The following is a 13,856-nucleotide window of genomic DNA, read 5'->3' as shown; positions in this document are numbered from 1 at the left end:
GAGAGGGCTTCTTCGGTACGTGTGCCGGATGTATGCGACAAACTCAGCAATTAAGGTATACTGAAATGGATGATCCTGACAGGGACAACAAATGAACGGGGTGGAAGCATGTGATAACGGAGGGCTCCTGCGATCATAAATAAGGAGAGATTAATCAATGGATTCAACAACGTGTGAATTAACCTGGAATCTGGACCGGATCTATTCCTCGTTCGAGTCGGAGGGATTTCAGCAGGACCGCAGGCAGGTGGAGACCCTTGCCGGGGGGCTGAATACATGGTCGGCCTCGCAGCCTGTTAGCGGGCGGGCTGCTGCGGACCTGATGGAAGAGTTCCTTAAACAATATAATGCGTATCAACAGCTATATTTGCGTCTGTTCAGCTACGCGGAGCTGCGGTTCAGTGCGGACAGCCAGTGTGAGGAAGCCGTCAATCTGATGGACGAGCTGGAAGAGGTGACCGGCGGGGCGGGTGAAGCCCTGGTCCGCTTCAGCAAGTGGCTGGCAGGGGTAAGCGCAGATGAACTGGAGCGGAGTCTCCGTTCCAGCGCTTATCTGGAGCAGCATAGCTTCTATCTGCGCGGATTACAGGGTAAATCGCAGCATATGCTCAGTGCGGAAGGCGAAGCGGTGATTGCCCGGATGCAGAGCACCGGCTCGAAGGCGTGGGAGCGGCTGTACATGCAGACGCTCTCTACACTGCGGACTGATTTGGAGCTGGCCGGGGTGACGCGCAGTGTGACGCTGGCGGAGCTGCGTAATCTGGTCTACGACCCTGATCCCGCGGTGCGGCAGGCAGCGGCTGAAGCAGAGCATGAGGCTTGCCGCAGCGTAGCGGAGCAGAGTGCTGCCTGTATCAATGCTGTGTCCGGTGAGGCGGCGGCCGTCTATGAACTGAGAGGCTATGCCTCCCCGCTGCATAAGGTACTGGAAGCAGCGCGGATGGATCAGGAGACGCTGGAGGTGATGCTTCAGGCCATCCGGGAGAGCCTGCCGGTCTTCCGGCAATATTATGCCGAGAAGGCTGGGCGGCTGGGGCACGCGGGGGGACAGCTGCCGTTTTGGGATATTTTTGCGCCCATCGGCACGGAGTCTTCAGTCCGCGTAACCTATGCTGAGGCCCAGGCGATGATTATCGCGGGGTTCAGCAGGTTCAGCCCCGAGCTGGGCGGGTTCGCCCGCAAGGTGTTCGGGCAGCGCTGGATCGATGCCGAGCCGCGCAGCGGGAAGGGCAATTTCGGGATGTGTGTCGATATTGTCCCGATTGGAGAGAGCCGGATCATCACGAGCTTCCACGGCCAATATATAGATGTGAGTGTGCTGGCCCACGAGATTGGGCATGCGTATCATACCAGCCGCCTCGCAGGGCATACGATGGTCAACATGGATTATCCGGTGCCGATTGCGGAGACGGCGTCGATTTTTTGCGAGAGTCTGATTCATGTTGAACTCTTGAACTCGCTGCCTGCGGAGGAAGCGGATGCAATCCTGGAACGTAGTCTCTCGGATGCAGGGTATTATATTGTCGATTTCTATGCCAGGTACTGCTTCGAGAGCGCGCTCTATGCCCGCCGGTTATCCGGTCCCCTTCCATTAAAGGAGCTGAACGCATTGATGCTGGAATCGATGGCTGCCGCTTACGGGGATAGTTTGCTGCCCGGGTCCATTCATCCTTACCAGTGGATTAGCAAAGCTGGGTATTATATGGCAGGTAATGAGTTCCTGAACTTCCCTTATTCCTTCGGGCTGTTGTTCTCCAAGGGGCTGTATGCCCAGTACCAAAAGCAGGGGCAGGCGTTCGTGAGCCGCTATGAACAGTTCCTCTCAGCGACCAGTACCCGGAGCATCGCAGACGCTGCGAAGCTGATGGATATTGATGTATATTCCCTGGATTTCTGGCAGGAGGCGCTCGGATTTATTGCCGGGGATGTCCGGAAGTTTGCGGGGCGGGAATAAGGGCGCGTTTTGCGCAGCGGGAGGTTCCTTTTTGCGGGGAAGTGTGGTAGAACAGTAGTATAAGTCTACGCCGCAGCGGCACAGAAAGGGATGCTTGATTGAATGTATGTAGTCTGTAAGGAACACGTAGAGCTGGCCATCGACAAATTTGTGGACGAGTACGAGGATGCACCGGATGTAGTCGATCTGAAGGAGACGGAGTTCTCGGACTGGGACCCGCCGGCAAAATGTGCGGAATGTGAACAAAATGCGGAATATCTGGTCGTCTGAGGGCGGCTGGAATAAAAAACACCCTGTGGCCGTGAAAGGCTGCAGGGTGTTTTGGCGTGCGGGCGTATGCGCGAATGGTGCAGTTGCAGATTTAGCAGTCTGCGGCTTTCACCATCTCGGACAGCGGGCTGCGCTGACTGCTACGCAGGTAGATGAAGGCGGAGCCAATCGCCACGATTGCCGCAACTGACAAGCCCCAGTAGATATTGGAGTAAGCGGCTTGAAGCGGCAGACTGCGCTGCCATTCCAGTGCGCTGGCGGCCATCGCGACGCTGAAGGCACCGCTGAAGAACTGCAGCAGCTGGAAAAGCCCCATCCCGGAGCCGATCTGCGAAGCAGGCAGGATGCGCGAGATTTCATTCGACACACTGCTCGACAGTACAGTGAATGACAGGCTCATGATCATGTAGACGAGCATGACAGCAACCCATGACTTTCCGGCGAACAAGGCGAACAATACGGTGGCGGCCAGAACGAGCAGCGGTGCGAAGCGCAGAATTCCGGTGTTGCCGTAGCGGTCTATCATCCGTCCGACCAGGCGCGAGACGAAGATGGCCAGCAGCGAGCCCGGGAAGATGACAAGCCCGGCATGGCTGGCGCTGAAGCCGAAGCGGTGAGTCAGAATCTGCGGCAGCAGGAACAGGGTAGCGAAGCTGCACAGGTAAGAGGCAACCCCGATCAGTGCCAGTACCAGATATGGCCGGTTGCTGAACAGCGCGGGCAGCACGAATGGATCAGGGGCCGTGCGGATACGCCCTACAAATAAGGCAATGGCGGCGATACCAGCGATCAACGCGATCCACAGTCCGCTGGTCAGGAATAGCAGCAGACCGGTGGTACCCACGCCGAGGAAGATCCCGCCCAGGACGTCGAATGAGCCGCTGGCCGGAACTTCCTTAGGCAGCAGGATCAGAAACAGCGGCACCAGCAGCAGAATGGCGGCAGTGACCGCGAACAGCCAGGTCCAGCCGAGGTATTCAACAATGGAGCCGCCGGCTACCGGACCCAGACCCAGTCCCAGGGAGACGGCCGACATGATCGTCGCCATGGCTTTGCCGCGCCGGGCCTGCGGAATGTAGCGGGTGAACAGGACAAGCGACAGCGACATCACGGCGCCTGCACCCGAGGCTTGCAGAATACGTACAATCAGCAGGAAAATGAAGCTGGTGCTGAAGAATCCGGCCACAGCAGCAAGCCCTAAGGTGAGCAGCCCGATAACCAGCAGCCGGCGGATCGGCAGGAAGTCCGAGAGCCGGCTGTATGTGATTGAGGCAATTGAGAACATGATGGAATACCCGGTTACAATCCAGGAGGCGGACGCTGCGGTGATGCCGAAGGTCTCGGTTACATCAGGCAGGGCCAAATTGAACATCGCTGTGTTCATAATCACGAGGACGACAGCAACGCTGAATAGCAGAGTTAACAGTCCTTCCCGTGGAAGAGCCGCTTGCGGAGCAGCCATTGAATGCTCTTGATCGCCCTCAGAAGCAGGTGATGAGGTCATGAGAAAGCCACTCCTTCATTAAGTTATTGTATAGTTCGATTACTTACGAACTATTGAAATATAGCATGCGCTAATGTAAAATGCAATTAGGAAATCATCGTGAAAAGAAGTACTATTATATACTTTGAAGGAGTCTTATTCATGAAGCAGCTCCATCATCCGGAACGCAAGGACATTCAGCTCGCCTCGGTGCTCTATGCGCTTAGCGACCCGATCCGTCTATATGTAGTGTCGGAGATCTGTAACCACGGCCCGCAGTCCTGCAACAGCTTCAAGGTGCCGATTGCCAAGTCCACGCTGACCCACCATGCCCGGACGCTGCGCGAAGCGGGTGTCATTCATACGCGGGTGCAGGGTACCCAGCGAATTCTGTCCCTGCGGACGGAAGATCTGGACGAGCGCTTCCCCGGGCTGCTGGATTCTGTATTGCAGGCTTACGTCAGTCCTGGCCCAGATGAGGGATTCGGGGAGCCGGAAGAAGAAGGGCAAGAACAGGTTTAATCAATCATATAACGTTTGACATATAACGTATGACATCATCGCCACTCCAGATCTTGGGGTGGTTTTTTGAAAATATAAGAATGTATATGTTTCACGCTATACATTATCCTTCTATTTCTCGCCGAAACGGTACCGGCCTTTAAAAGGACGGCAAAGCCGTTTCCACTTGTATGTATAGAGCATACAACCGTTACCATTGACAGAATTGTGTCAGGTGCAGTAATATTTTAATTTATAATGATAATCATTCTCGATTAGAAAAGAGGAAGTCAACGCTATGTTCGCATCTAAAGGTAAGAAGCTGCTGCAAGGCCTGCTCGTATTGTTGGTTATATCCATGGTCGCTGCAGGCTGTTCATCGAATAATACGGAGAAATCAGCGGACGCCGGAGGCGCGCAAGCTACGAAGACTATTACAATGGCGTGGCCCCGGGATATCGGACCGATGAATCCGCATTTATATAACCCGTCCCAGCTGTTAGCCCAGTCTATGATCTATGAGCCGCTTGTCAGTTATCAAGACGGGAAGCTTGTCCCGGCTCTGGCCGAATCCTGGACACTATCGCCGGATGGCAAGGTATACACGTTCAAGATCCGCAGCAACGTCAAGTTCTCGGACGGAACGGCTTTTAACGCACAGCTGGTGAAGAAGAATATGGATGCGGTCTTACATAATAAGAAGCTGCACACGTGGCTGGGCATGATTCCGCTGATTGAGAAGACAGAAGCGCTTGATGACACTACGTTCCGGCTCACGCTGACGGAATCATATTACCCGGCACTGTACGATCTTGCAGTGGTGCGGCCGGTACGCTTCCTTGGCGAGGCGGGCTTCCCCGAGGATGGCGATACGTCCAAGGGCATTCGGAGCCCGATTGGAACCGGACCTTGGGTGCTAAGCGAGTATAAGAAGGATGAATCGGCAACCTTTACACCGAATCCCTACTATTGGGGCGAAAAGCCGAAGGTGGACAAGGTGGTGGTGAAGGTAATCCCGGATGCGGAGACCCGTGTGCTGTCTTTTGAAAAAGGCGATCTGGACCTGATCTATGGCGAAGGTCTCATCAGCTATGATGCCTACAAGGAGCTTGAGAGCACCGGAAAGTACGTCACTAAGCTGTCGGAGCCAATCGCAACCCGCAATCTGGTGCTGAATACCATGAACGCGAAGCTGGCTGATCTTAAGGTCCGTCAGGCGCTTAGCATGGGCTTCAATAAAGAAGCGATGGTTGAAGGGGTAACGCTGGGACTGGAGGAGAAGGCGGACAATATCCTGCCACCGAATCTGCCTTATGCCAATATTAAGGTGAGCCCGGTAAAATATGATGTGGAGCAGGCGAATGTGCTGCTGGATGAAGCGGGCTGGAAGCTGCCTTCAGGTGGGGGCGTGCGGGAGAAGGATGGACAGGCGCTGGAGCTGGAACTGATGTATGACAAGGCGGATCTGACCATGAAGGCCATGGCGGAGACCCTGCAAGCTGAATGGGCGGGGATCGGTGTGAATCTGAAAATCACCGGCGTCGAGCTGACTGTCTACATCCAGCGCAGAAAGGCCAATGAGTTCGATATGAATTTCTACTCGACCTTTGGTGCGCCGTATGACCCGCATTCCTTCATGACTGCCGTTTTACAGCCGGGCTACGGGGTCTCAGATACTCTGGCGGCTCTGCCAATGAAGGCTGAGATCGACAAGAAGATTAAGGAAGGTATGGCTACCACGGATGACAAAGCCCGTACCGGGCTGTTCGGCTCTGTGCTCACTACGCTGCAGGAACAGTCTTCGATCCTTCCGATCTCCTACATCAAGCAGATGGCGGTGTACCGGGACAATGTGGCTGAATTCAAGTTCCCGTCCAACCGGGATGAATACCCGCTTCATGGCATTGAGAAGAAGTAGCAGCCGTTCGGGAGGGTTCTAAGTGGGCGTATATATCGGAAAAAGAGTGCTAGCGATCATCCCCATCATCCTGTTCTCGACATTGCTGATGTTCGTGATGATCCGGGTGGGGCCGGTGGACCCGGCTGAAGCCTATCTGGCGGCGGCCCATATCCAGCCGGATGATGAGGTTCTGGCCGCCAAGCGGCATGAATTCGGGCTGGACCAGCCGCTGCTGACGCAATATATTCAATCGGTGGGCCGGCTGCTCCGGCTGGATTTCGGCCATTCCTACCTGTCTAATATGCCCGTATGGGGAGAGGTTGCCCAGAAGCTGCCCACAACGCTTCAGCTTGCGTCCGCCAGTATCGTGCTGGCGCTGGTGGTCAGCATCCCACTTGGGGTGTTAGCGGCGATTTACAAAAACCGGCTGATAGATCATGTGATCCGGGTGTTTGCCTATATCGGTGCCTGTGTTCCGGTCTTCTGGATCGGTTATCTGCTGATGTTCTTCATCTCGGTCAAGCTGGAATGGCTGCCTGTGGAGGGCAGAGGGTCTGTGCAGCATCTGATTCTTCCGTCTATTACCCTGGCGCTCTGGCTGATTGCCATCTACGCGCGCCTGCTGCGGACGACCGTTCTGGAGGAGCTGAAGGAGGCGTATGTCCGATATGCCCGGGCCAGAGGGATTAAGGAACGTGTGATTTTGTATAAATACGTGCTTAGAATTGCCATAGCGCCGCTTATTACAGGACTGGGCATCAATCTGGGGAAGCTGCTGACGGGAGCGATTATCGTAGAGCAGGTATTCTCCTGGCCGGGCTTCGGCCGGTACTTCATTGAAGCGATCATTAACCGTGACATTCCGGTGATTCAATGCTATGTCATGCTCTCGGTCTGTGTGATTGCCGGGAGCAATCTGATCGCCGATCTGCTCCAGCTGTTCCTGGACCCGCGAATTGCGCGTAAAGGGAGGGCCAGCCAAGGATGAATAACTTAAGCAGCCGTTTCAAAGGCAGGAAAGTGATCATGATCTGCGGCAGCCTGCTGATCCTGTTTGGTCTTGCTGGCCTGTTGGCCCCGTGGATCTCACCGCATGATCCGATACGGGTGAACCTGGCAGCGAAGCTCAGTCCGCCCTCGTGGGAATATCTTCTGGGCACAGATCAGCTGGGCCGGGACAATCTATCCAGGCTACTGTATGGAACACGGATCTCGCTGGGCTTTGCTTCACTTATTTTTGCCGCTTCCTTAGGGGTGGGACTGCTCGCAGGAGTGGTTTCGGGGTACATCGGCGGGTGGCTGGATGCTGTGCTGATGCGGTTGTGCGATGGCATTATGTCTTTTCCCAGTATGATTCTGGTCTTCGGTCTGATCGGGATTCTGGGGCCGGGCCTGTCTCAATTGGTTATTGCTCTGATGCTGGTGCAGTGGGTGTACTTCGCCCGGATGTTCCGGAATATGATTGTCAGCCTGAAGGAGCGGAATTTCATCACGGCAGCGCGGATCAGCGGCTCTTCCCCCTGGCAGATCATGAGCAGGCATCTTATTCCCAATATTCTGCCGTCGATTGTGGTGATTGGGACGCTTGAGATGGGCTGGGCGATTATGGATATCTCCGCGATGTCCTTCCTGGGCCTGGGCGTCCAGGCGCCTACACCGGAATGGGGGGCGATGCTGAACGAAGGGAAATCCTTCATCCGCAATCATCCCGAGCTGATGCTCTATCCGGGCCTGATGATTATTATGGTTGTAGCTTCGTTTAATCTGCTGGGCGAGGCGTTGTCTGAACGGTACGGGATCAAACGAGGCTCCTGAAAGAAGGAATGAGCGAATCATGGAACAAGCGGAATATGTGCTGCAGGTGAAGGGTCTGAAGGTATCTGTGGAGACGGCGGCAGGATATCTGCCCCTCATAGAGGATGTTAACCTGGAGCTGAAGCCGGGGCGTGTGCTGGGTCTTGTGGGAGGCAGCGGCAGCGGAAAGACCGTTACGTCACTGGCGCTCCTCCAGATGCTGGACCGGCAGACGAGTGTGATCGAAGGCAGTATCCGGCTGCATACCCGTGAGCTGAACGGACTCCCGGAGAAGGACATGCGCAGGCTTCGCGGCAGTAGTCTTGCGCTGATTATGCAGAATCCGATGACGGCTTTCTCTCCGGTGTATACCATTGGTGTGCAATTCGTGGAGTCCATCCGTACACATGTGAAGCTGGGGAAAAAAGAAGCCAGAGCCTGCGCGATCCGCTCCCTGGCCGATGTGAATCTGCCCGATCCCGCAGCGCTGCTGCAAAAGTATCCGTATGAGCTGAGCGGCGGGATGCTCCAGCGGGTGATGCTGGCGCTCACCCTGTGCCTGAAGCCCTCCGTGATCATTGCCGATGAGCCTACTACCGCTCTGGATGTGACCAATCAGCTCCAGGTGCTACGGCAGCTGGACCGGATGCGGCAGGAGCATGGAACTGCCATTCTGTTAATCTCCCATGACCTCGGCGTGATTGCGGAGCTGGCTGATGAAGTTGCGGTCATGCAGCACGGGCGGATTGTCGAGACCGCCGATGTATTCGAATTGTTCGACCATCCCCGGCATGAATACACCCGGGAGCTGCTGGCAGCAAGGCCGCTGCTTCAGCTTAGTCCGCAGTTAGGGGCCAGCTATGACTGGAATAGCGGCAGAATACATGCTTGAGGTCAGGGAAGTTACCCATACCTACGCTCCATCCCGCCGGTGGAGGCGTTCGGAGAAGCAGGATAATGTGCTGTCCGGCGTGTCTCTTCATATAGAAGAGGGAACCTGCCTGGGGCTGCTGGGATCAAGCGGAGCCGGTAAAAGCACACTGGGCCGGGTTATTCTCGGGCTGGAGCCGCCCCGCGCGGGCCAGGTGCTGATTCAGGGCCAGGATCTGTATAAGCTGAGCCCGCAGGCGCGCAGGACCCTCCGCCGCGATCTGCAGGTGGTCTTCCAGGATTGTTATTCTGCCGTGAATCCCCGGATGACAGCCGAGCAGATTATTGGCGAGCCGCTGTCCAATTACGAGTCCTTGAGCGTTCAGGAGCAGAAGCGGGCGGTAGGCGAGCTGCTGGAGTGTGTCGGACTAAGTGCGGCGGACATGCAGAAGCAGCCCTACCAGTTCAGCGGAGGACAGCTGCAGCGGATCAATATCGCCAGGGCGATTGCGCTGAAGCCGAAGCTCATCGTACTGGATGAGGCGGTTAGTAGTCTGGATATGATTAATGGGGCGAATATTTTGCGGCTGCTGGGGGAGCTGCGGTCTGCGTTCGGCCTGTCATATCTGTTCATCACCCATGATATTAAGGCCGCCTGTATGATCTCAGACGCACTGGCTGTCATGGATCAGGGCAGGGTCGTGGAATATAACGACAGCAAGGAGCAGTTCCTGCAGTCCTCCCACCCTGCGGTTCGCAGCTTGCTCGATTCCATGCTTGCGGAGCATCCGCGGAACCGGCACAGGGAGCTGGCTGATATGCTTGGAGCATCTGCACAATAATGACGGTACCGTCCTTTAAAAGGATGGTACCGTTTCTACTTATGGATCAAGCTTCTTATAGGAATCATTTGCTTCCGCCAGTACCTCCGCTCCGCCCGACGCCAGGAACTCCTCCACGAACTCTCCGAATTCCTCAAGCGTACGCTCTCCGGTGATGAAGGCAATATACGCCTGGTCTCTTAGCTTAATAAGCCCAGGGCTGTTCCTGATCAGAGAGGGCGTAGCCACCTCCAGGGCATTATAGATGCCGTCGTGATCCAGCCCCAGGGTTGCCGCCCATTGCTCGCTCCGTCCGGCAGGAAGGATGGGCAGGGTCATGCCGATCCCCGCGCCGATCGTATTCTGGTAGCTGAACATATGGTTATACGGCGGCAGCAGGATGATGTCCTTCTTGTCCGTTCCGGCCCAGTCCCAGTGTGTCCCCTGAATACCATACTGCAGAGATGCCGCCTCATCGGGGTCAGGATTTGCGCTGACGTAGTCCAGCAGCTGGAGGATCTTCTCCAGCTTGCCCGGCTCCTGGGTAGCATCCGCGCCAATGGCGGTGAAGCTCATCAGCATATCGTAGGCTTTGGAGCCGCGTTTGCCGTCCGGACCGCTAACCGGCCGCCCGAAAGCGATCTTGGCCTGCGGATGCTTCGCGGTTAACTCCTTGACGTTAAACATTGCTTCTACCGGAACCAGCCTGGCTGCCTTCTGGTCATCCAGTTTCCAGTCCGTATAATCTCCTGCCTGTGTCCAGTGATAATAATTGCCCATGGAGGTCATGCCGATCCGTCCGTTAATGAAGGCGTGCGACAGATGCTTGTAGCCTCCGCTATTCTCCCCGGTGATGAACTCGGGATCAATGACCCCGTCCTTGTACCATTTGCGGAGATAACGCAGTGCTTCCTGCATATCCGGCTCCAGAGCGCCAATGACCAGCCCCTGATCCTTCCGGCTGAAGTAGAGCTGATCCGTGAAGACCATCTGCCCGAATGCGCCGAAGACCACATTCATGCCCTCCTGCGACAAGCCGTAGGTGTCCCGGATACCGTTGCCGTCCGGGTCTTCGTTCGTAGCCGCATAGATGAATTTCTCGAAATCGGCCAAGGTGTCCGGCACCTTAAGGCCGAGCTTGTCCAGCCAATCCTGCCGGTAGACCACAGGGACCCGATAGATGTTGGTAGGGTTAATGACCGGAATGCCGTAATAGGCCCCGTTAATGCGGCCATATTGCTGATAGGCGGGTGCATTCTCGCGGATGGCCTTAAGAATATTGGGAGCGTAGGTGTTCAGCAGTTCCTCAGGAATAGGGGCGAGCACGCCTTGCTGCTGGTACTTCAGCAGATCCTGGGTCTGCCGGACCCGGAACAGGTCGGGAATGCTGCCTTGCACCAGCCTCTGGTCGAGCAGGGATTCGTATTTGTTATTCGGCAGATTCCAGAAGTCCAGATCTACCTTGAACTTCTGCTCCAGCTCCCGCACCATTACGGCATCCTCCGCAACCGGCAGATTCTGATGCATGGTCCAGGAGATTTTGAGCTTCGGGGCAGAGGCAGCAAGAACAGCAGAATCAGCAGAATCAACAGAATCAGAAGCGGAAACGGATGTATCCAGCAGCTCTTGTCCAGGCGCAGACGAGAGTGAAGCTGGCTGCCCGCTGCAGCCGCAGATCAGCCCCAGGAGGGGCAAGAGCATTAATCTTTTATACATATACATAAGGCACCCTCCTTATCCTATGCTAATCTCCGCCTGCGGCGGCAGTGTATTCACGGTTCGCAGATAATTCCCCGGCGTACAGCCGTAGATCTCCTTGAAGCGCTTGATGAAGTATGGAGTCGTTCCATAACCGACCTTGCCGGCAATTTGTTCGATCGACATATTGTTCTTCTCGATCAGCCGCCGGGCCTCTTCCATCCGTATGCCGGTGATATAGTCGGTGTAGGTGATCCCCAGCTCTTCCTTGAACAGCTTGCTTAGATACTTGGGACTGATGAAGACCTTGGCGGATACGGCATCCAGCGATAGATCCCCGGACAGATGCTCCCCGATATAGGCCTTGGCCGCTTCAATGGTCGAGAGTGCACGGTCACTGTTCCGCTTCTGCGTCTCCATAATGAAGGTGCCGATGGAGGCGGCGAACCACTCCTGCAAATGCCGGATATCCGGCAGGGCAATGTATTCGTTATACAGATCCAGAGGCCCGTGCGCGGAAGGGGTGTAGCGGATGCTTTTCAGATAATCTGAGTACATAAATACGGTGTTCGCCAGCACGAAGTGGCAATAATCCGCCGGGTAGCTGCCTTCCCGCATGACGGCTATCAGCTGCTCCAGCGCGGCCAGAGTCTCATCCAGCTGCCGGTTCTGCAGCTTGTCCTTGAATCTCATCAGCACAGGCTGCGGAATCTCGTCAAGACTCTGCTCCCTCTTCAGCAGCTCCCGGTCCTTCAAGACCCTGCTCTCCGGCAGAAAATAAGCATATTTCATTAAGGTCTGCGCTTCAGCGTAGCTTGTGTGGAGAAGGCTGATGGCATCCACCCAGCAGCCCTGCGAGAGCTGAATATTCAGCTGGAAATGCTGCTCCGCCGCTGCTGTAATCCGGTCCGAGAGCTGTTCGAGCAGCGTCCCGGAGGCTTCGCGCGCGCCGATAATGACAACCGTCTGCTTGTCCGGCAGCTCCTCGGCCAGAATTCGGCTTCCGTGAAGCCGGATCGCCTCAAGCGTCCCGGTCATCCCGCTCATGGCTGCCTGCAAGCCGCTTAGACTCATGCGGGCGTAGGCTCCACGGGTGTTGAGGAGCAGGCAGCAGTAATGACGGTGCTCCGGAGAGAGTCCCAGGAATTGCGGATCTACGGTTACGCTGCCTGGGGCAGGGCTGTCCTGTAGGAGATTCAGGATCATGTTCTGCCGGATATGCGGACTGCTGGCCTCAAGCGTCCCCTCCAGTGTGGTCACTTTGTTGTTCAGACGGTTGAAGGCGGAATCAATAATTCCGAATTCGTTAAGGGCTTGTCCCCGCACTCCTGGCACCTCAGGCCCCGGGCCGTAGAGGTCCTTAATAGTGCGAAGCAGCCGCTTAAGCGGACTGTAATTCAATTTGGCCAGAATGCCGGACAGACAGATTCCTACCAATATAGCAAGCAGACACAAGGAGAGAATGACCCTCTGGACAACGAGCCATTTCTCATAGAACAGGTTCGCCGGAGCCGCACTGAAGAGCTTCCACCCGGTGGTCGGCAGGTCCTGATAGGAGATCACGTAGGTGCTGCCTCCGATCTCCTGGCTCATGTTCCCGGATGTCTCAGGAGAGGCTAGCGCATTCGAGATACTGGCAGCATAGGTATCGGCCTGGGCCGCAGCATCCGGATTCGAGCCGGCCACAATCCCGCCGGAGGGCGTAGCAATGAAGCTGCTCTGATAGCGGGCAGGCATCATATTCTGCAGAATGGCGCGCAGCGCACTCTCCTTCAGATCAATGGCAATCAGCAGCTCACTGGCTGCCCCGGGGGACTGGAACGGATAGCTGTGCACATAGGTGATCAGCTGGCTGCCGCTGCCGCCGGGGATGCTGGAGACGATATCGTCCGGCACGAACCGGGCCTCTGTCCAGAGGCTGTTACGGGAATTAAGGTTCATGCCGTTCACCCAATCCATCCAGTAGGCGGCACCCGCCTGCTGATCCGCACGGAATTTCAGCCCATACAGCGAGGACAGCAGGAGATGCTGCCTGGGAGCATATAGATGTACGGCTTGTATCAGGTCCGAATGATTGGATACCTGCATGTTCAGCGACTCCTGGAGACTGCTCACCTTGCTGAGATTCGCTGGAAGTGAAGCATCTGGCAGCATACGGAGCGCAGCCCGCTGGTTCAGTGAGACTTCCAGATAGATCTGCTGCACCCGCTGAAGCACGGAGGCTTCAAGGGTACGGGCGGTATTGTCAAGGATGAGCCGGTTGCGGCCCTGAAGCTCTTCCTTATAATGGTTCGAGAAATACAGATAGAAGGCAGAGCAGAGTAAGAGGACAATGACTAACACAACAGAGATGTATGAAGCGGCTAGGGCGGCAAAGGCAGAGTTCCATTTTCGCAAGATGTATTCTCCTCCCAGGCGGATTATACACTAGCCCCTCACAAATCTGTTCGGGATTCATGTTAAATCAATGTTAAATGGCCGGAAAAAAGCTGAATTGTTCCCAAAATCATAGAATTGCGAAATTGTGTTATTGAGCAGCGGTGGAGGCAGGTGCTATATTGAGTC

The 13,856-nt window shown here is 55.7% G+C and carries 11 protein-coding genes; 8 read left to right on the top strand and 3 right to left on the bottom strand.

Features of this window, described 5'->3' with window-relative positions; genetic code table 11:
* Positions 1–157 precede the first annotated feature (157 nt).
* A complete protein-coding gene (locus NST43_RS31160; RefSeq protein WP_339221381.1) occupies positions 158–1,954 on the top strand; it encodes a M3 family oligoendopeptidase in 1,797 nt (598 codons plus the stop codon).
* 102 nt (positions 1,955–2,056) lie between these two features.
* Positions 2,057–2,224, top strand: a complete 168-nt coding sequence (locus tag NST43_RS31155; RefSeq protein WP_063776434.1) for a CxxH/CxxC protein — start codon at positions 2,057–2,059, stop codon at positions 2,222–2,224.
* A gap of 91 nt (positions 2,225–2,315) precedes the next feature.
* Here NST43_RS31155 and NST43_RS31150 read toward each other — a convergent pair whose 3' ends face one another.
* The gene (locus tag NST43_RS31150; RefSeq protein WP_339221379.1) at positions 2,316–3,728 is read right to left on the bottom strand and encodes an MFS transporter; all 1,413 of its coding nucleotides are present in this window, start codon (positions 3,726–3,728) and stop codon (positions 2,316–2,318) included.
* A gap of 141 nt (positions 3,729–3,869) precedes the next feature.
* Between NST43_RS31150 and NST43_RS31145 the strand changes: the two genes are divergently transcribed.
* The 6 genes from NST43_RS31145 to nikE all read left to right on the top strand — a co-directional run bounded on the left by NST43_RS31145 (position 3,870) and on the right by nikE (position 9,614).
* Positions 3,870–4,229, top strand: coding sequence for a helix-turn-helix transcriptional regulator (locus NST43_RS31145; RefSeq protein WP_209987316.1), 360 nt, complete (start codon positions 3,870–3,872; stop codon positions 4,227–4,229).
* 277 nt (positions 4,230–4,506) lie between these two features.
* Entirely contained in the window at positions 4,507–6,126 is a 1,620-nt protein-coding gene (gene nikA, locus NST43_RS31140; RefSeq protein WP_339221376.1) for a nickel ABC transporter substrate-binding protein, read from the top strand.
* A gap of 22 nt (positions 6,127–6,148) precedes the next feature.
* Positions 6,149–7,096 (top strand): nickel ABC transporter permease, encoded by a 948-nt coding sequence (gene nikB, locus NST43_RS31135; protein ID WP_339221374.1) that lies wholly within the window; start codon positions 6,149–6,151, stop codon positions 7,094–7,096.
* Positions 7,093–7,923, top strand: coding sequence for a nickel ABC transporter permease subunit NikC (nikC, locus tag NST43_RS31130; protein ID WP_076081890.1), 831 nt, complete (start codon positions 7,093–7,095; stop codon positions 7,921–7,923). Before nikB ends, nikC begins: the two co-directional genes overlap by 4 nt.
* Before the next feature lie 19 nt (positions 7,924–7,942).
* A complete protein-coding gene (locus tag NST43_RS31125; RefSeq protein WP_339221371.1) occupies positions 7,943–8,794 on the top strand; it encodes an ABC transporter ATP-binding protein in 852 nt (283 codons plus the stop codon).
* Entirely contained in the window at positions 8,787–9,614 is an 828-nt protein-coding gene (nikE, locus tag NST43_RS31120; RefSeq protein ID WP_339225571.1) for a nickel import ATP-binding protein NikE, read from the top strand. The genes NST43_RS31125 and nikE overlap by 8 nt, the downstream gene beginning before the upstream one ends.
* A gap of 39 nt (positions 9,615–9,653) precedes the next feature.
* Here the strand turns inward: nikE and NST43_RS31115 are convergent, their stop codons facing one another.
* Together NST43_RS31115 and NST43_RS31110 are read right to left on the bottom strand one after the other, a co-directional pair.
* Positions 9,654–11,315: an ABC transporter substrate-binding protein gene (locus NST43_RS31115; RefSeq protein ID WP_339221369.1), complete on the bottom strand. Its 1,662-nt coding sequence runs from the start codon at positions 11,313–11,315 to the stop codon at positions 9,654–9,656.
* Between the two features lie 12 nt (positions 11,316–11,327).
* The gene (locus NST43_RS31110; protein ID WP_339221367.1) at positions 11,328–13,688 is read right to left on the bottom strand and encodes an AraC family transcriptional regulator; all 2,361 of its coding nucleotides are present in this window, start codon (positions 13,686–13,688) and stop codon (positions 11,328–11,330) included.
* Positions 13,689–13,856: the final 168 nt, after the last annotated feature.

Origin of the sequence: Paenibacillus sp. FSL H8-0332 (assembly GCF_037963835.1) — a bacterium.
GTDB lineage: Bacteria > Bacillota > Bacilli > Paenibacillales > Paenibacillaceae > Paenibacillus_AQ > Paenibacillus_AQ rhizoplanae.
The sequence above is the reverse complement of the archived record's forward strand: the minus strand, read 5'-3'. Positions and strand labels throughout refer to the sequence as shown.